At 72.5% G+C, this 23,518-nt stretch carries 17 protein-coding genes; 7 read left to right on the forward strand and 10 right to left on the reverse strand.

Annotated elements, in window-relative coordinates:
- Positions 1-2 precede the first annotated feature (2 nt).
- The 9 genes from ABD287_RS06315 to mraZ all read right to left on the reverse strand — a co-directional run bounded on the left by ABD287_RS06315 (position 3) and on the right by mraZ (position 11,537).
- Positions 3-1,442, reverse strand: coding sequence for an FtsW/RodA/SpoVE family cell cycle protein (locus tag ABD287_RS06315; protein ID WP_344169670.1), 1,440 nt, complete (start codon positions 1,440-1,442; stop codon positions 3-5).
- A complete protein-coding gene (gene murD / locus ABD287_RS06320) occupies positions 1,439-2,902 on the reverse strand; it encodes a UDP-N-acetylmuramoyl-L-alanine--D-glutamate ligase (protein ID WP_344169673.1) in 1,464 nt (487 codons plus the stop codon). The genes ABD287_RS06315 and murD overlap by 4 nt, the downstream gene beginning before the upstream one ends.
- 1 nt (position 2,903) lies before the next feature.
- Positions 2,904-4,028, reverse strand: coding sequence for a phospho-N-acetylmuramoyl-pentapeptide-transferase (mraY, locus tag ABD287_RS06325; RefSeq protein WP_344169676.1), 1,125 nt, complete (start codon positions 4,026-4,028; stop codon positions 2,904-2,906).
- Entirely contained in the window at positions 4,025-5,473 is a 1,449-nt protein-coding gene (locus ABD287_RS06330) for a UDP-N-acetylmuramoyl-tripeptide--D-alanyl-D-alanine ligase (protein WP_344169679.1), read from the reverse strand. The genes mraY and ABD287_RS06330 overlap by 4 nt, the downstream gene beginning before the upstream one ends.
- Complete coding sequence (locus tag ABD287_RS06335; RefSeq protein ID WP_344169681.1) at positions 5,470-6,972, reverse strand: UDP-N-acetylmuramoyl-L-alanyl-D-glutamate--2,6-diaminopimelate ligase; 1,503 nt, start codon at positions 6,970-6,972, stop codon at positions 5,470-5,472. The genes ABD287_RS06330 and ABD287_RS06335 overlap by 4 nt, the downstream gene beginning before the upstream one ends.
- A gap of 76 nt (positions 6,973-7,048) precedes the next feature.
- Positions 7,049-9,232, reverse strand: a complete 2,184-nt coding sequence (locus tag ABD287_RS06340) for a peptidoglycan D,D-transpeptidase FtsI family protein (protein WP_344169684.1) — start codon at positions 9,230-9,232, stop codon at positions 7,049-7,051.
- Positions 9,233-9,235: 3 nt separating this feature from the next.
- On the reverse strand, positions 9,236-9,838 hold the full coding sequence (gene ftsL / locus ABD287_RS06345; protein ID WP_344169687.1) for a cell division protein FtsL: 603 nt from the start codon (positions 9,836-9,838) through the stop codon (positions 9,236-9,238).
- Positions 9,835-10,896, reverse strand: a complete 1,062-nt coding sequence (rsmH, locus tag ABD287_RS06350) for a 16S rRNA (cytosine(1402)-N(4))-methyltransferase RsmH (protein WP_344169690.1) — start codon at positions 10,894-10,896, stop codon at positions 9,835-9,837. The genes ftsL and rsmH overlap by 4 nt, the downstream gene beginning before the upstream one ends.
- 209 nt (positions 10,897-11,105) lie before the next feature.
- Entirely contained in the window at positions 11,106-11,537 is a 432-nt protein-coding gene (gene mraZ, locus ABD287_RS06355; RefSeq protein ID WP_344169693.1) for a division/cell wall cluster transcriptional repressor MraZ, read from the reverse strand.
- A 463-nt stretch (positions 11,538-12,000) separates the two neighbouring features.
- On the opposite strand from mraZ, the gene ABD287_RS06360 reads away from it, so the two are divergent.
- From ABD287_RS06360 to ABD287_RS06375, 4 genes are read left to right on the forward strand one after another with little or no spacing between them, the layout of a single operon-like run.
- Positions 12,001-13,236: a Mur ligase family protein gene (locus tag ABD287_RS06360; RefSeq protein WP_344169893.1), complete on the forward strand. Its 1,236-nt coding sequence runs from the start codon at positions 12,001-12,003 to the stop codon at positions 13,234-13,236.
- Complete coding sequence (locus tag ABD287_RS06365; protein WP_344169696.1) at positions 13,226-13,942, forward strand: type 1 glutamine amidotransferase; 717 nt, start codon at positions 13,226-13,228, stop codon at positions 13,940-13,942. The genes ABD287_RS06360 and ABD287_RS06365 overlap by 11 nt, the downstream gene beginning before the upstream one ends.
- Positions 13,943-13,992: 50 nt before the next feature.
- The gene (locus ABD287_RS06370; RefSeq protein WP_344169699.1) at positions 13,993-14,790 is read left to right on the forward strand and encodes a TVP38/TMEM64 family protein; all 798 of its coding nucleotides are present in this window, start codon (positions 13,993-13,995) and stop codon (positions 14,788-14,790) included.
- 23 nt (positions 14,791-14,813) lie between these two features.
- Positions 14,814-15,413, forward strand: a complete 600-nt coding sequence (locus ABD287_RS06375; RefSeq protein WP_344169702.1) for a GNAT family N-acetyltransferase — start codon at positions 14,814-14,816, stop codon at positions 15,411-15,413.
- Here ABD287_RS06375 and leuS read toward each other — a convergent pair.
- Positions 15,379-18,237, reverse strand: coding sequence for a leucine--tRNA ligase (gene leuS, locus ABD287_RS06380; protein WP_344169705.1), 2,859 nt, complete (start codon positions 18,235-18,237; stop codon positions 15,379-15,381). The two genes, ABD287_RS06375 and leuS, sit on opposite strands and share 35 nt — an antisense overlap.
- Before the next feature lie 494 nt (positions 18,238-18,731).
- Here leuS and ABD287_RS06385 point away from each other — a divergent pair, with 494 nt between their 5' ends.
- The 3 genes from ABD287_RS06385 to ABD287_RS06395 are packed head-to-tail and all read left to right on the forward strand — an operon-like array spanning position 18,732 to position 23,514.
- Entirely contained in the window at positions 18,732-19,730 is a 999-nt protein-coding gene (locus tag ABD287_RS06385) for an AAA family ATPase (protein ID WP_344169895.1), read from the forward strand.
- 2 nt (positions 19,731-19,732) lie between these two features.
- On the forward strand, positions 19,733-21,049 hold the full coding sequence (locus ABD287_RS06390; protein ID WP_344169708.1) for a DUF58 domain-containing protein: 1,317 nt from the start codon (positions 19,733-19,735) through the stop codon (positions 21,047-21,049).
- Positions 21,046-23,514, forward strand: a complete 2,469-nt coding sequence (locus ABD287_RS06395) for a transglutaminase TgpA family protein (RefSeq protein WP_344169710.1) — start codon at positions 21,046-21,048, stop codon at positions 23,512-23,514. Before ABD287_RS06390 ends, ABD287_RS06395 begins: the two co-directional genes overlap by 4 nt.
- Positions 23,515-23,518: the final 4 nt, after the last annotated feature.

Consider the following 23,518-nt stretch of genomic DNA (forward strand, 5'->3'; position numbering starts at 1 on the left):
CTTCAACGGCTCCTCTCCCGACCTGCGCCCCCTCGCGGGGGCTGGCGCCGCGGCGCCCCCACCGGAGCCTCTCCCCGGCGGGACGTGCCCGCCGGGGACCTACCAGAGGTCGGCCGGGGAGGTCGGGGCGCGCGCGGCGGGGCCGCCGGACCGGACTCCCCCAACGGGGGCAACGGCGCCCAGAGTATCCGCACCCAGCCGCGCGCCGGCCGGGCGTGCAGGGCGCGGGCGGCGTCGGGCTCCGCCCGGGCGAACGAGGCGAGCATGCCGACCGCGGCCAGGGTCACCACCAGAGCCGAGCCGCCGTCGGAAATGAACGGCAGCGGGACACCAGTGATCGGGAGCAGCCCGATCACGCCGCCGATGTTGATGAACGCCTGCGCGACCAGCCAGCTGATCGCCGCCGCGGCGGCGAGCCGGCGGAACGGGTCGGCCACCCGTCGTGCGATCCGCAGGCCGGTGTACGCGAAGACGCCGAGCAACGCCAGCACCACCGTGCATCCGACAAAACCCAGCTCCTCGGCCACGATGGCGAAGATGAAGTCGTTGTGGCCGGCCGGCAGCCAGCCCCACTTGAGGCTGGCCTTGCCCAGGCCCACGCCGAACCAGCCGCCGTCGGCGATCGCGTACTGGGCCTGCACCGCCTGGTAACAGTCGCGCAGACCACAGACGGTCGGATCAGCGCTGAACGAGGTGAGCCGCTCCAACCGGTACCCGCTCTTGCCCGGGAGCGCCAACAACGCCGCCAGCCCGACCGCGCCGATCCCCGCCATCGCCGCGAAGACCCGCAGCCGCACGCCGGCGGCCCACAGCATCCCCACGAACAACGCCAGAAGGACCACCAGCGAGCCGAAGTCGTTGTAACCCACCAACACGAACAGCAGGCCGACGGCCAGGAACAGCGGCCTGGTCAACGCCCGCCACTGCACGATCGCGGTGCCCTTGCGAGCCAACACGTCCGCGCCCCACAGCAGCAGCGCGAACTTCGCGAACTCCGACGGCTGGATCTGCGCCGGGCCCAGGTGCAGCCACAACTCGTCGGCGTAGATCGGCCCCAACCGCGCCTCGGGCAGCACCCGGAACGCCTTGAGAACCAGCAGCAGATCCAGGAGGATGAGCCCACCGAACGTGACGACCAGCAGCGGGTAGCCCAGGAAGCGGAAGGTGCGCGCCGGCAGCCGCTGACACACCCAGAACCCGACGATGCCGACCAGCGCATACACAGCCTGTCGACTGACCGCGGCGAACGCGTTCCCGTCCTCGGCGTACGCCTTCACGCTCGTCGCCGAGAAAACCATGGTCAGGCCGATGACCAGCAGCAGGCCCGCGCTGGAGACCAGAAGGTAGTAGGAGGCCAGCGGACGCGCCAGCACCCCGCGCAGGGCTGCGACGCCGCCAGCGAGCGGCATCGGCGCCCGGCCGCCCGGCTCAGCGGAGCTCATCCGGACGCCGCCGGGTCGCCGGCCCCCGCGGCGCCGGCCCTCGCCGCGCCGGTCGCCAGCGCGCGGACGGCGTCGGCGAACGCCTCGCCCCGGGCGGCGTAGTCGACGAACATGTCCTTGGACGCCGCCGCCGGCGCCAACACCACCGTGTCCCCTGGCGCCGCGAGCCGAGCCGCGGCGCGAACCGCCTCCCCCATCGCCCCATCATCGGTCGACGCGACCTCGATCACCGGCAGGTCGGGGGCGTGTCGGCGCAGCGCCTCAGCGATCAGCCCCCGGTCGACCCCGAGCAGCACGGCGCCGACGAGGCGGTGCGCGACCTCCGCCACCAACGGCGCGACATCGACGCCCTTGAGCTGCCCGCCCGCGACCCACACCAGCCGGGAACAGCCGGTCAGGGACGCCAACGCGGCGTGCGGGTTGGTGGCCTTGCTGTCGTCGACGTAGCGCACCCCGGCCACGTCAGCCACCGGGGCGTTACGGTGCGGCTCGGGCACATAGCCACGCAGTCCATCGCCGACCGCGCCGAACGGCACGCCGAGCGCGCGCGCCAGCGCGGCCGCGTGCAGGGCGTTGCTGACGTTGTGGGCGCCGGCCGGACGCACCGCCATCGCCTCGATCAACGCGGTGGGCGCCGCGCAGCGGCCGTGCTCGACCAGCACCCCGTCGATGACCCCGAACTGGCCCGGGGCCGGATCGCCCGCCGTCACACCGACGACATCGCCGGTGACCGTGCGCAGCAGCCCCGCCACCCGTGGATCGTCGAGGTTGCCGACCGCGACTCCCTCGGCGGCCGGGGTGGCCGAACGCCAGATAGCGGTCTTCGCCGCGGCGTAGGCGTCAAAGCCGCCGTGCCAGTCGAGGTGGTCGTCAGCCAGGTTGAGGATCGCCGCGGCCCGCGGCGCCAGCCGCCGGGACCAGTGCAGTTGGAAGCTCGACAGCTCCACGGCCAGCACGTCGTAGCCGGGATCGACCGCTGCGTCGACCAACGGACGACCGATGTTGCCCAGGGCCTGCGCGCGCAGACCCGCCGCGCGCAGGATGGCAGCGAGCATCGTCACCGTCGTGGTCTTGCCGTTGGTGCCGGTGACCGCCAGCCATGGCGGGGCGTCCGGGCCGCGTAGCCGCCAGGCCAGCTCCGGCTCGCTGTACACCTCGATCCCCGCCCGTGCCGCCGCGACCGCGAGCGGGTGCGTCGGCGGGAAGCCGGGCGAGACGACCACATCGGTGACGCCGTCGAGCAGCCCGGCCGGCGGCGCGCCGGCCACCACGGTCCGGGCGCCGGCGCGGGCCAGCTCGTCCAGCGCCGGCGACGCGGCCCGGTCCAGCACGGTGACGTCGGCGCCCCGGCTCAGCAGGGCCCGGGCGCTGGCGGCGCCGGCGACGCCCGAGCCGCCCACCAGGACGACCCGCCGGCTGTAGTCCGTCGCGTCGTGAGCCGTCTGGCTGCGATCCGTCATGTCAACCCATCTTGGTGAGGAAGTCCCCGTAGAACAGGCCGAGGCCGATGGCCACGCCGATCCCAGCGATGATCCAGAACCTGACGACGATGTTGACCTCGCTCCAGCCGGCCAGCTCGAAGTGATGTTGCAGCGGCGACATCCGGAACACCCGTTTGCCGGTGGTGCGGAAGGAGATGATCTGAATCACCACCGACATCGTGATGATGACGAACAGGCCGCCGATGATCGGCAGCAGCATGACCGTCCGGGTCGAGAACGCCATGCCGGCGATGAGGCCGCCGAGCCCGAGCGCGCCGGTGTCGCCCATGAAGATCCGCGCTGGCGAGGTGTTCCACCACAGGAACCCCACACAGGCGCCGGCCGCCGCCCCGGCGATGAGGGCGATCTCCAACGGGTCGCGCACCCGGTAGCAGTACTGGGCGGTGTAGCTGGGGTCGGCGCACCAGTGCCGGTACTGCCAGAAGGCGATGAGCGCGTACGTGGCCAGCACCATCACCGACGTTCCGGTGGCCAGGCCGTCCAGACCGTCGGTGAGGTTCACGCCGTTGGTGCTGGCCAGCACGACGAAGATGAACAGGATCACCGCGCCGATCTTGCCCAGGTTGAGCCAGTCCAGGTCGCGGATGAACGACAGGGTCTCGCTGGCGACGGTCTCCTGGTTGGAGGGTCGGCCGGAAGGCCCGGTCATCGTCGACGGGAAGTAGAGAGCCACCACCCCGAACGCCGCGCCGACGAGCAGCTGGCCGAGCAGCTTGCCACGCTTGTTGAGGCCCGCGCTGTTGCGCTTACGGACCTTGAGGAAGTCGTCGACGAAACCGACAGCGCCGCAGAAGACGAACAGCCCCAGTAGGACCAGAGCGGTGACGGTGGGCTGCACCTGGAAGATCTGCGCCTCGGGCAGCGTCGTCAACGCCAGGTGACCGGCGACGTACGCGATGAGCGTGGCGACGATGAACACCACCCCGCCCATCGTGGGGGTGCCGCGCTTGCCCAGGTGCATCTGCGGCCCGTCGGCCCGGATCGGCTGCCCCGCCTTGAGTCGCGTGAAGACCTTGATCGCGATGGGGGTGCCGAACAGGGAGACCAGGAACGCGACCGCCGCCGCGACGATGACCGCCCTCACAATGCCGTCCTTTCGCCCGCTGACGCGGGTCGTGCCGGGGGTCGGGCCGCGGTCGCGGGCCCGGTCTCGTTGGCGCTGTCGCGCAGGTCGTCGGCGACGGTCCAGGTTCGGTAACGGGAGCCCTTCACCAGTACCACGTCGCCGGGGGTCAGCAGCTCACGCAACGCCGCCACCGCCTCCGCCTGGTCGGCGACCAGACGGGCGCGTCCGGCCCAGCCGGACAGACCGGACGCGCCATCATAGATGGCACGGGCGAGGTCCCCGACGACGACGAGCTCAGCCACGCCCTCGGCGGCGGCGAGCCGGCCCACCTCGCGGTGCCCGGCCGTCTCCGCCTCGCCCAACTCGGCCATGTAGCCCAGCACCGCCACCGTCCGCCGGCCACCGGCCACCGCGACAAGGGCGTGCAGGGCGGCCGCCATCGAGGACGGGTTGGCGTTGTACGAGTCGTCGATGACGGTCACGCCGTCGGGGCGGTCGAAGACGTCCATCCGTCGTCCCGACAGCTGCCGCAGCCGGCCCAGGGCCGGGCCGAGGCGGGCCAGCGGATAGCCCAGGCGCAGCGCCACCGCGGCGGCGGCCAGCGTGTTGCCGACCTGGTGCGACCCGGCGACCGCCAACCGCACCGGCGCCCGCCCCTCGGCCGCGACCAGCGTGTACGTGGCCCGACCCCGGTCGTCCATGCGTACGTTCACGGCGCGGATGTCGGCGTCGGCGGCCTCGCCGACCAGAACCGTGGCGGCGGCGGTCCGCCCGGCCATCGCGCGCACCCGCGGATCGTCGCTGTTGAGCACCGCCAGGCCGTCGGCGGGCAGCGCCTCCACCAGCTCGCCCTTGGCCCGCGCGGTGGCCTCGATCGAGCCGAACTCGCCGACGTGCGCGTCCCCGACGTTGAGGACCACGCCGACGGTCGGCGGGGCGATCCCGCACAGCTGACGGATGTGGCCGATCCCGCGGGCGCCCAGCTCAAGAACCAGATAGCGGGTCCGCTCAGTGGCCTTGCATACCGTGTACGGGTGTCCCAGCTCGTTGTTGAACGAACCCGGCGGGGCGACGGTCGGGCCCAACTCAGCCAGCAACTGGGCCAGGTAGTCCTTGGTGGTGGTCTTGCCGGACGAAGCGGTCAGGCCGATCACCGTCAGCTCCGGCAGCCGTGCCAGCACCGCGGACGCCAACCGGCCCAGCGCCGCCGTCGCGTCGGGCACGACGACAGTCGGCAGGTCGGGTAGGGGACGCGCCGCCAGGGCGCCCACCGCCCCGGCGGCCACGGCGTCCGCGGCGAAGTCGTGCCCGTCGACCTTCTCCCCGGCGAACGCGACGAACAGACCGCCCGGGACGACGGCCCGTGAGTCGAACTCGACGCCGTCGGTGACCGTGACGTCCGGGTCGCCGACCAGCGCCCCGCCGACGATCGTGGCTATCTCGCCCAGCGTCACCGGGATCATCGGGGGCTCTCGCCGGCCAGCGCCGCCGCCAACTCCTGGCGGTCGTCGAACGGCAACACCTGACCGTTGATCTCCTGCCCGCGCTCGTGGCCCTTGCCCAGCACGGCGACGACGTCCGAGGGCCGGGCCAGCCGGGCCGCCGCGGCGATCGCCTCCCGACGTCCGGGGATCTCCACCAGTTCGGCCGGCCCGCCCTCGGCGCCGGCGCGGACCTCGGCGCGGATGCCGGCCGGGTCCTCAGTGCGGGGGTTGTCGTCGGTGAGCAGGAACACATCAGCGCCCTGAGCGGCGGCCCGCCCCATCAGCGGACGCTTGCCGCGGTCCCGGTCGCCGCCGGCGCCGAGAACACAGATCAGGCGGCCGCCCCGGTCCTGCGCCAGCGTCCGCAACGCGCGCAGCACCGCGATGATCGCGTCAGGCTTGTGGGCGTAGTCGACGACCGCGTGCACCGGCCCAGCCCCGACCTGCTCCAACCGCCCCGGGATGTGGTCGACCTCCGCGATCGCCGCCGCGGCCGTCGCCGCGTCGACGCCCACCGCGGCCAGGCAGGAGAGGGCCAGCAGCGCGTTGGCGACGTTGTGCCGGCCCGGGAACCCGACGCCCGCGGCGACCCGTGCCCCGTCCGGACCAACGGCGGTGAACGACTGCCGCGCGGCGCCGGTGACCCCGACCGCGGTCCACGTCGCCGGGTGGCCCAGCGCCGAGTACGTGACGGACGTCGGCCTGGTCACCGTCGTCAGCGCCGGGTCGTCGGCGTTGACGACCTCGGTGCGGCAGCGGCCGTCGAACAGCCGGGCCTTGGCGGCGAAATAGTCGTCGCTGTCGGCGTGGAAGTCCAGGTGGTCGAGGCCGAAGTTGGTCCAGCCGCCGACGGCGAACCGCACCCCGCCGACCCGCCCCATCGTCAACGCGTGGCTGGAGACCTCCATGACCACGTCGGTGACGCCGCGCTCCCGGGCCACCGCGAGCGCCGCGTGCAGGTCGGTGGCCTCCGGGGTGGTCCGGGCGCTGTCGATGACCAGGTCCCCGAGCCGGGTCTCGACGGTGCCGATGAGGCCGGTGGTCCGGCCGGCGGCGCGTAGGCCCGCCTCGACCAGGTACGCGGTGGTCGTCTTGCCGGCGGTGCCGGTCAGCCCGATGACCGAGATGGCGGCGGTGGGGTCGCCGTAGACGGCGGAGGCCACCACGCCCAGCACGTCGCGGGGGGCGGCGACGACCAGGGCCGGCAGCCCGGCGGCGGCGGCCCGGGCGGCGGCGGCCGGGTCGGTGAGAACGGCCACGGCGCCGGCGGCGGCGGCCCGGGCGGTGAAGTCGGCGCCGTGGCGGCGGGCGCCCGGCAGGGCGGCGTACAGGTCGCCCGGGTGGACCTCGCCGCTGGCGTGCGTCACTCCAGTGACGTGGACGCCGACGCCGTCGGCCGGGACCGCGGCGCCGGCCAACGGGGCCAGCTCGGTCAACGCGCGTGGGGCGACCGATCGGGGCCGCGGATAGCCTGGCACGCCGACAGACCCTACCGTCTCGACGTTCAGCGGTCCCAGCGCCCGCGGCCGGCCAGCGGCGAGCCGGCCCGCGGCGTCAGGGGTAGAGGACGAACCGGGGCGGCGGCGTCAGCGTCGGCGGGGTCTTGGACCTGCTCAGGACGAAGGACATGATGTCCCGGAACGCCGGCGCTGCCACCGCCCCGCCGCCCCCGCCGGACGACCGGGCGAAGACGGCGATGACGAAACGGGGGTTCTCCGCCGGCGCCATTCCCACAAAGGAGGCGACCTCACTCGCCACATACCTGCCGCCGACGACCTGGGCGCCGGTGCCGGTCTTGCCGGCGACCCGGTAGCCGCGGATCGCCGCCGCCGTGCCGGTGGCGCCCTCGACGCTGACGACCGCCTCCAGCGCCTGCCGCACCGCCGCCGCGTTCTCCGGGCTGAGCACCCGACGGGTGGCGACCGGAATCGCCGGCCGGGCCTTGCCGTCCGGGGCCAGCACCTCCCGGATGAGGTGCGGCTGGACCCAGGTCCCGTCGTTGGCGATGGCGCCGTAGGCGGCCGCCATCTGCACCGGCGTCACGGCGACGCCGTGCCCGATCGGCACCGACCCGTACGACGAGCCGCTCCACCGCGACGGCGGCTGGACCAGGCCTTCGGCCTCGCCGGCCACGCCCTCGCCGGTGGCCCGGCCGAGCCCGAACGCCTTCTGGTACTCGTAGAGCTTCTGCGCGCCGAGCTCGTCGGCGATCCGGATGGTGCCGACGTTCGATGAGTACGCCATGATCCCGGCCAGTGACATCGCCCGCGGCTTGTAGTTGGGGTGGGTGTCCCGGAAGACCTGGTCGCCCTTCTTGATGGTGGGGCCCACCATGATGGACATGTCGGGCCGGAGCACGCCTTCCTGCAACGCCGCGCCCATCACCAGCGCCTTGTGCACCGATCCCGGGTCGACCACCGCCGCCGACGCCCGGTCTTCCCGGTCCTCGGCCGGGTAGCGGATCGGGTCCGCTGCGTCGTAGGTGGGGTAGCTGACCTGGCTGAGAACCTCGCCGTTGCGGGCGTCGAGGACCACCGCCGCGCCCCAGTCCGCACGCACCGAGCGCATGTGCTCGTACAACGTCCGCTGCGCGTGGAACTGGACGTCCCGATCGATGGTCAACCGCAGCGAGCTGCCCGGCTGGGCCGGGGTCTCCCGACGGTAGCCGCCTGGAATCTCCGTCTTGCTGTAACTGCCGTTGCTGGCTCCGGTCTCGTACTCCAACTCGCCCGGCCGCCCGCGCAGCAGCTCGTCGTAGCGCGCCTCAAGGCCCTCCAGGCCGAACCGCTCGTCGCCGACGAAGCCGATGAGATTCGCGGCCAGGTCATGGCCGGGCACCTCGCGACGCTCGTCGGCGGCGACCTGGACGCCCTCGATCCCGAGCGCCATCACCTTCTCGGCGAGCTGGCGGGGCAACCCGCCCTTGAGTTCGGCGTACCGGGACTCCCGACCGTCCGGCAGGGTGTGTTTCTGGACCTTGGGCAACAGCTGCGACACCGGGACGCCGAGCAACGGCGCCAGCGTCTTGGCCGCGGCGTCCGGGTCCTTGACCAGGGCCGGGTCGACATAGACCAGCCGACTCTCCACGCTGTGCGCCAGCACGGCGCCGTGGCGGTCGGTGATGGAACCACGCTCGGCGGGCAGGGCGACCGTGGTCAGGCGGAGCCGCAGCCCGTCCCGGGCCATGTCGGACGCCCCCCCGACCTGGACGGCGACCAGGCGCACGCCCAGCGCGGCGAACATCGCCAGCACCAGGACGGTGGCCAGCCGCAGTCGCCGACGCGGGTCCCCGAGGGTCGGCGGCGGACCGGGCGCCCGGCGCGTCCGGCCGGCGACCCGGGACCGTGGCGATGGCGCCCCGGTCTTCGCGCCCCGGCGCGGTGGGCTGTCGGCGGCGCGGCCGCGCTGTCCCGGCGTCCGGTCCGTTGCCGTGGCGGCGGCTCTTGCCGCGCCGCGGGGGGCCGCGACCCGACGCCCGGCGCCACGCGGCTCGTCATCGGAGGGTTTCGGGGCGGCCCGGCCGGAGCGGGACCGCGCCTCGCCGCCGTCGAGCACCCGCAGCGCGGGCCGGAACGGGTCCGCGGACCGTCCCGAAGGACCGTCAGCGGACCCGGACCGCGGCTGTTCCCGCAGGGCACGGCCGCGCGGCGTGTAGCTGCGCGCGTCGCCGAGGCCGCGACGGGGCGCCCGCCGTGGCGGGTCACCCCCGTCAACCGGCGGCTCGGACGAACGCGGCATCCGCTACCTGCCGGCCTGACGCTCGTTGCTACTAGTGACGCCACCCTCACGATCGACGCCACCAGTGCCGGTCCCACCGCCAGCGGCCACCTGCGGGGCGGTGGGCGGAGCGGGGAACTCGATGATCCGGCCGTCTGGCAACCGGATGAACGCCGGCTCGCCCTGCTTCAGGCCCAGCTGACGCGCGGCCGCGTCAAGGTTGTTGGGCGACTCGAAGTAGTTGACGCGTTGTTGGAGCTCCGCCTCGCGGATGTCCAACGCCGCGCGTTGCTGCTGGAGGTTCTCCAGCTGGAACGCGTTCTCCATGATCTTGGTGTTGACCATCAGGATACCGAGAACACCTCCCACCACCACCAACAACAGCAGAGCGACGAACGGCGCGCGGGGCCCCCGGACCGGCGTCGGCGGCGCCACCGTCAGCCACGGGGCGATCCGCCGCCGCGTGCTCTCTCGGGGCGCGGTGTTGAGCGCCGTGGCGCCGTCAACGGCCGCGCCGTCACGGTCGCGCCGACGCGTGCTGCTGTTCGTTGGCTCCGCGGTCCGACCCCCAGACCGCGGCGCCCGAGCGCGCCGACGACCCCCGGCGCTCTCTGGTACGGCGTTCATGTCGCCTCCCCCTCTGTGGCGCCGTCAGCGCCCGCCCCCCGAGGCGGCCGTGACGGCGGCGATGCGTCGGACCGTTCGCGGTCGGTCCGCGTGTCCATCAGTCGTTCTGTCGCTCGCAGGCGCGCCGAGGCGGCCCTCGGATTCGCCGCTACCTCGGCCTCGTCGGGCGACTCCGCACCGCGGGTGAGCAACCGGAACGTCGGTCCGGTACCCGGAAGCTCCACCGGCAAATCCACCGGACCGCTGCTGCGGACCCGGGGCGCGATCGCCCGCTTGGCAAGCCTGTCCTCAAGCGAGTGATACGACATGACCACCAGGCGCCCGCCTGGCGTAAGCGCGTCCAACGCGGCTGGCAGCGCTTGTTCCAGCACCCGCAGCTCCTCGTTGACCTCGATGCGTAGGGCCTGGAAGGTCCTCTTTGCCGGGTGCCCGCCGGTACGCCGGGCCGCTGCCGGAATCGCGTCCCGCACCAGCTCGGCCAGGAACGCCGACGACGTGATCGGCGTGCGCGACCGGGCCCGTCCGATAGCGGCCGCCACCCGGGAGGCGAACTTCTCCTCCCCGTAGACCCGCAGGACACGGGCCAGGTCCGGCTCGGCGTAGCTGTTGACGATCTCCTCGGCGGTGCGCCCCGTTGTCTGGTCCATCCGCATGTCCAACGGGGCGTCCTGGGCGTAGGCAAAGCCGCGATCGGCCTCGTCAAGTTGCAGTGAGGACACTCCAAGGTCAAACAGGACGCTGTCGACAGCGGAGATGCTCAGGGCCGCCAGGGCGTCCGGCAGCCCGTCGTACACGGTGTGAACAAGGTGGACCCGCGGCGCGAACCGGGAGAGCCGGGCGCCGGAGCGGTCCAGCGCCTCGGTGTCCCTGTCCAGTCCGACGAGGACGACGTCCGGATGGGCCTCGAGCACTGCCTCGGCGTGCCCGCCCAGACCGACCGTCGCGTCCACATGCGTCGGCGTGCGACCCTGCCGGCGGGCCGACTCCAGGGCAGGGGCGATGAGGGACAGGCAGCGCTCAAGCAGCACCGGCACATGCGTGCCCCGTAGCTCGCTCATCTGGCCCCCACAATCGCGCCGCCGTGGCGGCAGTTTCTGGCTCTGTCCTGGATTGCGCCTCGTGCCGTCAAATCCCCATCCGCCCGAACCTCCCGCCGGATGGCGGGACGATCACGCCTGTCGCCGGGGAAGAGGCGGCAGGAGCGGAGCGGGTGGAGATTTGGCGGCACGAAACCACATCGATCACGGGCTCGCGGCGCCCGTGTCGCCTAGAGCCCGCCGGGAAGTACCCCCTCTTCGATGTCGGCGAAGTCGTCTTCGCTGTCGTTGAGGTATGTCTCCCAGGCTTGCTTGTCCCAGATCTCGATCCGACTGCTGGCGCCGATCACGACGAGATCGCGGTCGAGCCCGGCGTAGTCCCGCAGGTGCGCCGGGATGGTCACCCGGCCCTGCTTGTCGGGCGCCTCGTCGTGGGCGCTGGCGAAGAAGACCCTGCTGTACGCCCGCGCCGCCTTGTGGGTCATCGGCTGTGCCCGCAACTGACCGGCGATCCGTTGGAACTCGTCCAGCGGGAAACCGTAGAGGCATCGCTCCTGACCCTTGGTGAGCACGACACCTCCTGCGAGCTCGTCACGAAACTTCGCCGGAAGGATGAGCCGGCCCTTGTCGTCCAGCCGTGGGGTGTGCGTGCCGAGGAACACCGGCCCACCCCCCTGCTGACCTGACCCCCCGGTCGCGCGACGACTGTCCATCCCCCACGCGGCGACCAGACCGACACGCCGTTCCCGAACCCCGCCGGCGCCGCTCCTACGAGGAGAACCGGCGCCGTCACGGCTGCTGGCAAAATCGTCTAGGTCGGCGGAGCCCCCCGGCTCCACCAATGCGCCCCACTCTACTCCACTTCCCTCCACCCGCAATAAGAATCATGCGGGAGCGTGACTTGTCGACCAGGCAAACTCGCAGGTCAGAGCGGTGGAGGAAGGTGGGGGGCGAAATTGATCACGATCCTGTCCTGTATCCGACAGAAGGCGTGAAAAAGCTGATGCGACGTCAAATGCCGCACCAAATACGAAAGAGCCCGGGCGCCGCGATGGTTCCGACGCCGCTCGGGGCATGGCCACGCCGGCCGGTTCCGGTACCCTCGCTCGCGTGACCGACGCCAGCATGCCCCTGCGCGCAAAAGTCGCCTCCACGGTTTCGCGCACCGCCGCGGCGTTGTCCCGCGCCGCCGGTCGAGGCGACGGCTCCGTGATCGGCGGCTGGATCGGTCTCAAGATCGATCCAGACCTGCTCTCCCATCTCGCCACGGGACGACGGATCGCCCTCATCTCTGGCACCAACGGCAAGACCACCACCACCCGCTTCACCGCCGCGGCGATCAGCGTCCGTGGCCGGGTCGCCACGAACTCGTTCGGCGCGAACATGCCGACCGGGCACACCTCGGCGCTGGCGAAGGCCGGGGCGACGGCGTTCGCGGTCCTCGAGGTCGACGAGCACTACCTGCCCCAGGTGATGACCGCGGTCCACCCCGAGGTCGTCGCGCTGCTCAACCTCTCCCGCGACCAGCTGGACCGGGCCAAGGAGGTCGCCATGATGGCCGACCTGTGGAGGCAGGCCCTGCAACGCGAGCCCGCCGTCCGGGTCGTCGCCAACGCCGACGACCCGATGGTCGTGTGGGCCGCCTCGACCGCCCGGCACGTCACCTGGTTCAGCGCCGGGCAACGGTGGACCGACGACTCCTGGGTATGCCCGGCCTGTGGCGCGCACATCCGCCGGGGCGAGGACGGCATGGCCGACAACGACTGGGCCTGCGCTGGCTGCGACCTGCGTCGGCCCGATCCACAGTGGACCGTCGAGGACGACGGCGTCATCGCCGACGACGGCCGGTGGCACCAGGTGCGGCTACAGCTGCCGGGGCGGGTCAACGTCGGAAACGCGGCCACGGCGCTCGCCGTCGCGGCCGCGTTCGGGGTTCGGCCCGAGCACGCGGCGCCACCGCTGGCCGCCGTCGCGTCGATCGCCGGGCGCTATGCCGTCGTCGATCGGCACGGACGCCGGGTGCGGCTGCTGCTGGCCAAGAATCCAGCCAGCTGGCTGGAGGCGTTCGAGATGGCTGACGACGCCCCGACCCTGCTGGCGATCAACGCACGGGATCCCGACGGACTCGACACCTCATGGCTCTACGACGTGGACTTCGCGCCGCTGCGCGGCCGGGACGTGATCATCAGCGGCGATCGGGCCTACGATCTCGCGGTGCGGCTCGACGTGAACGAAGTGCCCTTCCGGCACGTGCCCCTGTTTGCCGACATCGTGCGGGCGGTGCCACCCGGGCCTTTGGAGGTCATCGCGAACTACACCGCATTCCAGGACATTCGAGCGGAGCTGGATCGTGTCGTCTGAGAGCACGCTGCGCCTGGTCTGGGTCTATCCGGACCTGCTGTCCACCTACGGCGACCGGGGCAACCTGCTGATCCTGGCCCACCGAGCGGCCGCCCGTGGGCTGGCCGTGGAGGCCATCGAGGTCCGCTCCGACGAGCCAGTGCCCGTCAGCGCCGATATCTATCTGCTCGGCGGCGGCGAGGACGGCCCGCAGGCCCTGGCCGCGCAGCGCCTTCTCGCCGACGGCGCCCTGCACCGGGCCGTCGAGAACGGCTCGGCGCTGTTCGCCGTGTGCGCCGGATACCAGCTCATCGGCCGGTCGTTCACCGCCAAGGGCGCGCAGCACGAGGGCCTCGGCCTGCTGGACCTGGTCTCCGACCGGGGGCCATCCCGGGCAGTCGGCGAACTCGCCGGAGCCATCGACTCCCGGCTCGGCCTGCCGCCGCTGACCGGGTTCGAGAACCACGGCGGACGCACCCACCTCGGGCCGGAGTGCTCAGCGCTGGCCACCGTCACGGTAGGCGTCGGCAACGACGAAGTCAGCGAAGGCGCCTGGCGCGGCAAGGTGCTCGGCACCTACGCCCACGGGCCGGCGTTGGCCCGCAACCCGCAGCTCGGCGACCTGCTGCTGCGGTGGGCGACCGGAACGGCGCAACTGCGACCACTCGACGACGGCTGGCACGACCGGCTGCGTCAGGAACGCCTGTCGGCGGTCGCCGCCGCATGAAATCCTCCCGTACCGCTTGGATAGGTTCGTCCGCTGCCGAAGGGTCACTCATGCCGACGACGCCGATCCGACGTTCGCCGCTGCGCCGCCTGATCCTGTTGGTCGCCGCCGTTGCCGCCCTTGCCGCCGCCGCCACCCAGCTCCCGTTACAGACTCTCCAGCACGACGTCATCGCATTGGGACCGGCCGCGCCGGTCGCCGTGATCGTCGCGGGGGCGCTGCTCGTGGCGGTCATGATGCCGCGGACAGCGGTGTCCTTCGCCTGCGGCGCGCTGTTCGGGGCCGCCGCCGGCTTCGGCTACGCCATCGTCGCCGCCATCGTCGCCGCGACCGTCACCTACCTGCTCGGCAGGTGGGCGGGGCGTGGATTCATCGCGGCCCGCTCGGGCGGGCGGATGGACCGCATCGACAGTTGGATCGCCCGCCGGGGCGTCCTGGCCGTCGTCGTCACCAGGCTGCTGCCGCTCGCCCCGTACGGACTGATCGGCTACGCGTACGGGGCGAGCACCGTGCGCGCCCGGCATTACTTCATCGGCACGCTCCTCGGCGCGGCGCCGTCCGCGTTCTCCTACGCCACGATCGGCGCCGCGGTCGTCTCGCCCGGCTCGATGAGCCCGGTGACGTTCATCCCGGTCGCCATCGGCATGAGTGTGAGCAGCCTTGCCGCCTGGCACTGGCGCCGGCAGGCCACGGCGGGCCGCGGCAACCCCGCGGCGACGCCCGCCGGGCCCGAACAGGGCGTCACGGCCAGCGTGATCGCCGACGCGACCCCGGCGCCTCGCGCCGCCGGCCGTCTGGAGCCCGGCCGGCCCGGGTTGAGCACGGTCGCCGCCCCAGTGGCGGCCTGAGCCGCCCGACGTACGATCGGCGGGTGCGACCCGACCTCCCGATCCGGACCGAGCGGCTGTTGCTGCGGCCTTACCGCGACACCGACATCGACGACCTGCACGCCTGGCAGTCCCGCGCCGACGTGACGCGATATGTGCCGTTCGCCCCACGGGACCGGCGCGCCGTCGCCGCCCAGATCAGGCGCAAGCTGACCGCCACCCAGCTCGCCGCGGACGGCGACACGCTGGAGCTGGCCGTCACCTTGCCTGACGGGGCCTACGTCGGCGAGGTGCTGCTGTTCTACCGCAGCGCCGAACACCGCGGATTCGAGCTGGGATATATCGTGCACCCGGATCACACCGGCAACGGTTACGGAACCGAGGCGGCGCGGGCCGTGCTCCGGCTGGCTTTCGAGAGCTTCGACGCCCACCGGGTCTACGCCCGGCTGGACGCCCGCAACGACCCTTCGGCACGGCTGCTGGAACGGCTCGGCATGCGCCGGGAAGCGCACCTGGTCAGCGACGAGTTCGTCAAAGGCGAATGGACCGACACGCTCGTATACGCGATGTTGGAGAACGAGTGGGCGGCGGGGGCCACCGCTCCGCCCGTCAACGAACGATCGAGACCATCCGACCGGGAATGACGATCACCTTGCGGGGCTCGGCGTCCCCCAGCTGCTCGGCCACCTCCGCCAGCGCCGCCACGCGGACAGTTTCCTCCGCCGCGTCCGCGGGCACCTCGACCCGCCCGCGGACCTTGCCGTTGATCTGCACCGGATAGGTGACGGTGTCGGCGACCAGCTGCGCCGGGTCCGCGACCGGGAAGTCGTGATAGGTCAGCGACGCGCCATGGCCCAGCCGCCGCCACAGCTCCTCGGCGATGTGCGGGGCCGACGGCGCCAGCATGAGGATTAGCGGCTCCGCGACCTCCCTGGGCGTGGCCGGCAGCCGGGTCAGCTGGTTGGTCAGCTCGATGAGCTTGGCGACGGCGGTGTTGAAGCGGAGTCCGGCGTAGTCGGTGCGCACCCCGTCGATGGCCCGGTGCAGCGCGCGCCGCAGTTTCTCGTCGGCCGGGTTGTCGGTGACCCGCAGCGCCCCGGTCTCCTCGTCCACGATGGCCCGCCACACCCGTTGCAGGAACCGGTACGATCCGATGACGGCACGGGTGTCCCAGGGTCGCGACGCCTCCAGCGGTCCCGTCGACATCTCGTAGACGCGGAACGTGTCGGCGCCGTACTCGTCGCAGATCTCGTCCGGGGTGACGACGTTCTTCAGCGACTTGCCGATCTTGCCGTACTCTCGCCGGACCTCCTCGTCGCCGTGGAAGAACCGGCCGTCCCGCTCGACGACCTCAGCGGCCTCGACATACTGGCCACGCGCGTCGGCGAACGCGTACGCCTGGATCATGCCCTGGTTGAACAGCTGGTGGAACGGCTCGAACGACGACACATGCCCCAGGTCGTAGAGGACCTTGTGCCAGAACCGGGCGTACAGCAGATGCAGCACCGCGTGCTCCTGGCCGCCGATGTACAGGTCGACGCCGCCGCAGTCGCCTTCGCCACGCGGGCCCATCCAGTAGGACTCGATCCGCCGGTCGATCAGCGCGTCAGCGTTGGTCGGGTCGGCATAGCGCAGCTCGTACCAGCACGAGCCGGCCCACTGGGGCATGACGTTCGTCTCGCGGGTGTAGCGGCGGGGGCCGTCGCCCAGATCCAGCTCCACCTCTACCCACGCGGACGCCCGCGACAACGGTGTCTCCGGGGAGGTGTCCGCGTCGGTGGGGTCGAAGGTGCGCGGGGAGAAGTCAGCCACCTCGGGCAGTTCCACCGGCAGCATCGACTCCGGCAGCGCGATCGGCTCGCCGTGCTCGTCGTAGACGATCGGGAACGGCTCGCCCCAGTAGCGCTGGCGGCTGAACAGCCAGTCCCGCAGCCGGAAGGTGACCGCGCCGGCGCCGTGGCCGGTGGACTCCAGCCAGGCGATCGTCGTGGCCTTGGCCTCGGCGACGCCCAGCCCGTCCAGGCTCAGACCCCGGTCGGGGGCTGAGCTGTTGATCGCGGGTCCGTCTCCGGTGAACGCCTTGCCGTCGAAGCCCTCCGACGGCTGGACGGTGCGGACGATCGGCAGCTCGAACGCCTCGGCGAAGGCCCAGTCCCGCTCGTCCTGCGCCGGCACCGCCATGATCGCGCCGGTTCCGTAGCCGGCGAGCACGTAGTCGGCGATGAAGACGGGGATGGGCTGCCCGGTGGCCGGGTTGACGGCGTAGCCGCCGGTGAAGACGCCGGTCTTCTCCCTGGCGTCGGTCTGCCGTTCCAGGTCGGTCTTCGCCGCGGCGAAAGCACGGTAGGCGGCGACGGCCTGGCCGGGGGTGTCGTGCCCGCCGGTCCACATTTTGTGGACCCCGGCCGGCCAGGCGGCGGCGGTCAGCGCGTCGACCAGCCCGTGTTCGGGCGCCAGCACGAGGTAGGTGGCGCCGAAGAGGGTGTCCGGGCGGGTGGTGAAGACCCGCGCCGGGCCCGCGTCGGTGTCGAAGTCGATGTGGGCGCCGGTTGAGCGGCCGATCCAGTTGCGCTGCATCAGCTTGATCGGCTCAGGCCAGTCCAGCGCGGCGAGGTCATCGGTCAGCCGGTCGCCGTAGGCGGTGATCCGCATCATCCACTGCCTGAGGCTACGTTTGAAGACCGGGAAGTTGCCGCGGTCGCTACGCCCGTCGGCGGTGACCTCCTCGTTCGCCAGCACCGTGCCCAGGCCCGGGCACCAGTTGACCGGGGCCTCCGAGACGTACGCCAGCCGGTGGTCGTTGATGATGGCGCGGCGCCCGGACTCGTCCAGCTCGGCCCATGGACGTCCGTCCGGGGTGGGCCGGGCGCCGACGGCGAACTGCTCGACCAGCTCGGCGATCGGCCGGGCCCGGTTCGCGTCCGGGTCGAACCAGGAGTTGAAGACCTGAAGGAAGATCCACTGGGTCCAGCGGTAGTAGTCCGGGTCGATCGTCCTGACCGAACGCCGGTCGTCGTACGCCAGACCCAGCCGCCGCAGCTGCTCCCGGTACCGGACGATGTTCGCCTCGGTGGTCGTCCGGGGATGGGTTCCGGTCTGCACCGCGTACTGCTCGGCGGGCAGCCCGAAGGCGTCGTAGCCCATGGTGTGCAGCACGTTGCGGCCGGCCATCCGCTGAAACCGGGCGTACACGTCGGTGCCGATGTAGCCCAGCGGGTGCCCGACGTGCAGGCCGGAGCCGGACGGGTACGGGAACATGTCGAGCACGAAGAGCTTCTGGGCGTCAGCGCGCGGGTGTGACGGATCGGCGAGCGGTCCGGCGGGGTTCGGGGTGTGGAAGACGCCCTCGCGCTCCCAGCTCGCCTGCCACGCGGCCTCGATCTGCCCTGCCAGCGTCGCCGTGTACCGGTACGGCGGGATGTCCGCCACACCCGCGCCGGAGGGCTGTGGGCTGCTCGCCTCGGTCATGTCGCCACCTCATCGGTTGTCAGGTCAGGGCACAAAAAAGCCCCTCACGCAGGAGGGGTCGCCGCGCTGTCACCGCGGCGTCGGAGACGTTCCGACGCGGCAGGAGGTCAGCGCGGCTGGGGAAGCGGAAACGCAGCCTGGACCATGTTCGGGAGCATAGCGCGCCCGGGATGGCGCCGTCGTGCCGGTAGTGCCGACGGCGCGTCAGGTTGAGCCCGCCGTAGGTCTGGCGATGACGACCCCATGACAACCTTTCCTCATAATGTAGCGATATCTGCCGATATCTACAGTGGAGGAGGTGGCCGCGGCCTCGGCGCTGGCGCCGGCCGCCACGACGCCGGATGCCAGTGGCATTGCAGGCCAGTATCGATGTATCAAGGAATGGGACCGCGCCGGCTAGCCTGGGGTGAGGGCGTCGCGCCGACGGATGCCCGGAAACGGGAGGATTAGTGACCAGCCCGCAAACCTGGGACGACCGGGCAGCCGCCACCGGCGTGGGCGCCGCCCCGCCCGCGTCCTCCGGAAAACTCGACAACGCGGCGTTCCGCGCCCAGACCGACGCGATCGTCGCCAACGTCGAGAAAGTCATCTCGGGCAAGACCGGGGCGGTGCGGCTGGCGCTGGCGGTGCTGCTCTCCGAAGGGCACCTGTTGGTAGAGGACGTGCCAGGCGTCGGCAAGACGACGCTAGCCAAGGCGCTGGCCCGCTCGGTCGACTGCTCAGTGCGCCGCATCCAGTTCACCCCGGACCTGCTGCCCAGCGACGTGACCGGCGTCAGCGTCTTCAACCAGGAAACGCGGGACTTCGAGTTCAAACCCGGGGCCATCTTCGCGAACCTCGTCGTCGGCGACGAAATCAACCGTGCCTCGCCGAAAACCCAGTCCGCCCTGCTGGAGTGCATGGAGGAAGGGCAGGTCACTGTCGACGGCACCACCTACGCGCTACAGGCGCCGTTCATGGTGATGGCCACCCAGAACCCGATCGAGATGGAGGGCACCTACCCCCTCCCCGAAGCACAACGGGACCGGTTCGCCGCCCGCGTCGCCATGGGCTACCCGGACCGGGAAGCCGAGCTGGCGATGCTCAACGGCCACGGCGCCACCGATCCGTTGGAGGCGCTGCGCCCGGTCACCGACGCGGCGGCGGTGCGGGCGCTCATCGGGTACGTCCGGGCCATCCACGCCGCGCCGGCCGTCACCCGGTACGCCGTCGACATCAGCCACGCGACCCGGATCAACGCCGAGCTGCAGCTCGGCGCCAGCCCCCGGGCCACCATCCAGCTGCTGCGGACCGCCCGGGCGATCGCCGCGCTCGACGGGCGCGACTTCGTGCTACCGGACGACCTGCGCGTGTTGGCGGTCCCGGTCCTCGCCCACCGGGTCATCGTCGCCCCAGAAGCCCAGCTCAACGGACGTGACGCCGAGCAGATCGTCGCCGAGCTGGTGGGACGGCTGCCGTTGCCCGCCATGCCGGTCGAGCGACAGGCCCGCTGACCATGCGGGCGGCGCTGCGCGGACTCACCACACGCGGGCGGTCGTTCCTGGCCGCTGGCGCCGCGGCGGCGGTCGCCGCGCTCGTGCTCGCCGAGAAGGACCTGCTACGGGTGTCGGTCCTGCTGGTCGCCCTGCCGCTGATCGCGGCGAGCTATGTGGCCCGGGGGCGTCGCCGGCTGGAGTGTCACCGCCGGGTGCTTCCCGCCCGCATCGCCGCCGACGGCTCCGCCCGCGTGGAGCTGGAGCTTCGCAACACCTCCCGCCTCCCCAGCGGCACGCTCCTCGTCGACGACCACCTCCCCTACGCGCTGGGCGCCCACCCGCGGGTGGTGCTGGAACGCCTCGGCCAGGGGCAGGCCAGCACCGTCGCGTACACGCTCCGGCCGGCTGTGCGGGGCCATTACCCGATCGGACCGTTGACGGTGCGGGTCACCGACCCGTTCGGGCTATGCGAGTCGGCGCGCGAGTTCCCGGAGATTGTCGAGGTGACGGTCCTACCGGTGACCACGCCGCTTGCGGCGGTCCGGCTCGTTGGCGAGCGCTCCGGCGCCGGCGACAGCCGCGGGCGATCGGTGGCCGTCCACGGCGACGACGACATCGCCGCCCGCGAGTACCGGCACGGCGACGATCTGCGGCGGGTGCACTGGCGCTCCACCGCGCGGTCCGGGGAGCTCATGGTCCGCCGTGAGGAGCAACCCTGGGAGAGCCGGGCCACCGTCCTGCTCGACACCCGGGCCGACGCTCACCTCGGCGACGGCGCCGACGGCAGCTTCGAGTGGGCGGTCTCGGCGGTCGCGAGCGTCGCCGTCCACCTGCGAGCGCACGGCCACAAGGTGCGTCTGGTATGCGACGGCGCGGCGACCGAGACCAACCGGCACACCCCCACGACCGTGGATGTCGACGCCGTCGACGCTGTCACCGAAGCGGCGCTTCTCGATCATCTGGCCGACATCGGCGTCCAGCGCCACAGCGACCTGCGGACCATCGTCGACCAGGTTCGCAAGCGCCAGCACGGTGGTCTGGTCGTCGCGGCGTTGGGGACCGTCGACGACGTGCAGGCGCGCGCGTTGAGCCGGCTCCGCGCCCACGGCGGGACCGCCCTCGCCCTCGTGGTCGACGCGACCCGTTGGAGCACGCCAGATCCGGACGCCAGGCAGGCGTGGGAGCGGGCGCATGCGGCCGGGACGCAGGCGCTCCGTGCCGCCGGGTGGCGCGTGGTCAGCGTCGGCCGCGGCGACGACCTGGCCCAGCTGTGGCCACAGCTCGGCCGGCGCGGTCGCCGGATCAGTCCCGTCCCCGCCGCCGGGGCGCTCTCATGACCCGCTCCCAGCGGATCGGCCTGACCGCCGGGGCGGCCACGTTCCTGGGCTCGGCGCCCCTGTCAACGTTGTTCGAGGGGCTGACCTGGTTGGGACACAGCGTGGTCGCGGTGGCGTTCGTCGTCGGCGCCGCGCTGGCGGCCCGCCAGCTGCGACTGCCGACCTGGGCGGCCTCGGCGGCCGCGTCACTCGGCCTGCTGCTGGCGCTGACGCTGCTGTTTCCGACCGGCGAGGAGCTGCTCCGGGTGATCCCCACCCCGGACAGCGTGGCCGCCCTGGCTGGTCTGTTCGCCGAGTCCGGTCCGCTCATCCGGGCGAACGCCATCCCGGCGCCGAGCCTGCGACCGTTGGTGTTGGTGGCCACGGTCGGGGTCGGCGTCATCGCGCTGCTCGTGGATCTCATCGCGGTCGGGCTGCGCCGGCCCGCGCTGGCGGGGCTGCCGCTGCTGGCCGTCTACGCCGTCCCGGTGGCGATCCACCGCGACAGCGCCCCGGCGCTGCCCTTCATCATCGGCGCGGCGGGGTTCCTCTGGCTGGTTGTCGTGGACCACGTCCATCGGGTACGCCAGTTCGGGCAACGGTTCGCCGCCGACGGCGGCGGCGTCGACTCCTGGGCGCCATCGCCGCTGGCGGCCGCCGGCCGGCGGATGGCGTTGGCGGGCGTGGTGTTGGCCGTCGCCGTGCCGCTGGCCATCCCTGGGCTGAGCGGGGGTCTGAAACCGGCCAGCTGGACCGGCCAAGGGCCGGGCAACGGCCCGGGCGGCGGCGTCGACCGGTTCCGGCTGGACCCGCTCGTCGAGCTGTCCGGCCGGCTGAACCAGTCCCAGACCGAGGAGCTTGCCAGGCTGACCACGGACGAACGTGAGCCCTACTATCTGAAGCTGGCCGTGGCCGACCGGGCGAGCCTGGACGGGTTCCGGAGCAGCCGACTGCGCGGAGAGCCGGTCGCCGAAGCGCTCTCCGGGCCCGTCTACCAGGCTCAGCTGCCGGAGGGACGACGGCACCGGGCCGAGGTCCGGCTCGCCGACGGGTTCGTCAGCAGCACCCTGCCGATCTTCTCGCAACTCGTCGATCTACGCGGGGCCGACGAGCGCTGGCGGTTGGCCGTCGACGAGGGGCTGGTGTTCACCGACCGCGACAGAACGGCCGGGCGGCGGTACTCGTTCAGCTACGTCCGGCCGTCGTTCACCACGCGGCAGCTGCGCCAGGCCACCGACGAACGGGACGCCGCCAACTACCCGGAGCTGACAGCGGTGCCCCGGGTCGCCGAAGTGGAGGCTCTGGTGCGCCGGCTCACCACCGACGCGGACAACGACTACGACCGGGTCCGAGCCCTCTATGACCATTTGTCGCCACGCAACGGGTTCTCCTACAGCACCTCCAGCGTCGAGGGCAGCAACGCCACCGCCATCGCGGCGTTCCTGGAGCGCAAGAGCGGCTTCTGCGAGCAGTACGCGGCCGCCCTGACCTGGCTCGCGCGGGCCGCCGGCGTGCCCGCGCGGGTCGCCCTCGGGTTCGCCGGGGGCAACAACCGTCAGGCGGACGGCAGCACGCTGCTGACGAACCGGAACCTGCACGCCTGGACCGAGGTCTACTTCGACGGCGTGGGCTGGGTGCCGTTCGACGCGACGCCGAGCGCCGGCGTCCCCGGCGCCGTCCACCCGAGTTGGGCCCCGGACAACAGCCGGCCCGACCCGAGCGCCTCCGAGCCAGGCGCGAGCGACGGCGGGCAGACCCCGGAGTCGCCAGGGGCTTCCGGCGCGCCGAACCGGCAGCCCGACCGCGGCGCGGACCCAGGCGCGGACCTTGCCGTCGGGCAGCAACGCGCAGACGGGGACGGTGGAGGGCTGACAGCCGCGCTATCGGCCGTCGTCCTGGTGGTCGTGCTGGGGATGGCGATGCCGCTAAGCCGCTGGACGCTGCGCCGACGCCGACGCCGCCAGACCTTGCTGCCCGGTGGCAACTCCGCCGCCGGGCGGGACGAGCCCGCCACGGGACCGGCCGGCGCCGGACCGGTCGTGGTGGTCGCCGACGAAAGCCGGTGGCGCCACGGCGCGCATGCCGCCTGGGACGAGTTGACTGACCTCATGACCGACTACGCGGTCACGGTCGATCCCGTCCACACCCCACGGCAGCGCGTGGCACGGCTCCAGGCGGACGCTGGCCTGGCCGACGCCGCCGCCCGCGGGGCCGAGCTGCTGGGGGCGGCTGAGGAGCGGGCCCGCTACGCGCCGGAGCCGCTCCGGGACGTCAACCTGACAGAGTCCCTCACCCAGGTTCGCCGCCAACTGGCCGCTGGATCGACGCGATGGCGGCGGGTCAGGATCGCGCTGCTGCCGCCTTCGGTGCTGGCGCGCTGGCGGGGGACAACCCTCGGGCGGCTAGACGCGCTCGTCGCCGGCTACGGCCGGCTGCGGTCGGCCCTCGGACAGCGGGCTCGTTCGCTGAGGCCGCGCCGGGCCTGAAACG

The sequence above is a fragment of the Pilimelia columellifera subsp. columellifera genome, from assembly GCF_039532605.1.
GTDB classification, from domain to species: Bacteria; Actinomycetota; Actinomycetes; order Mycobacteriales; family Micromonosporaceae; genus Pilimelia; species Pilimelia columellifera.

Excerpts from the sequence above, each read along its gene's own strand:
- ABD287_RS06315 (WP_344169670.1), bottom strand. The coding sequence starts at position 1,442 with ATGAGCTCCGCTGAGCCGGGCGGCCGGGCGCCGATGCCGCTCGCTGGC.
- murD (WP_344169673.1), bottom strand. The coding sequence starts at position 2,902 with ATGACGGATCGCAGCCAGACGGCTCACGACGCGACGGACTACAGCCGG.
- ABD287_RS06330 (WP_344169679.1), bottom strand. The coding sequence starts at position 5,473 with ATGATCCCGGTGACGCTGGGCGAGATAGCCACGATCGTCGGCGGGGCG.
- ABD287_RS06340 (WP_344169684.1), bottom strand. The coding sequence starts at position 9,232 with ATGCCGCGTTCGTCCGAGCCGCCGGTTGACGGGGGTGACCCGCCACGG.
- ftsL (WP_344169687.1), bottom strand. The coding sequence starts at position 9,838 with ATGAACGCCGTACCAGAGAGCGCCGGGGGTCGTCGGCGCGCTCGGGCG.
- rsmH (WP_344169690.1), bottom strand. The coding sequence starts at position 10,896 with ATGAGCGAGCTACGGGGCACGCATGTGCCGGTGCTGCTTGAGCGCTGC.
- ABD287_RS06360 (WP_344169893.1), top strand. The coding sequence starts at position 12,001 with ATGCCCCTGCGCGCAAAAGTCGCCTCCACGGTTTCGCGCACCGCCGCG.
- ABD287_RS06370 (WP_344169699.1), top strand. The coding sequence starts at position 13,993 with ATGCCGACGACGCCGATCCGACGTTCGCCGCTGCGCCGCCTGATCCTG.
- leuS (WP_344169705.1), bottom strand. The coding sequence starts at position 18,237 with ATGACCGAGGCGAGCAGCCCACAGCCCTCCGGCGCGGGTGTGGCGGAC.
- ABD287_RS06390 (WP_344169708.1), top strand. The coding sequence starts at position 19,733 with ATGCGGGCGGCGCTGCGCGGACTCACCACACGCGGGCGGTCGTTCCTG.
- ABD287_RS06395 (WP_344169710.1), top strand. The coding sequence starts at position 21,046 with ATGACCCGCTCCCAGCGGATCGGCCTGACCGCCGGGGCGGCCACGTTC.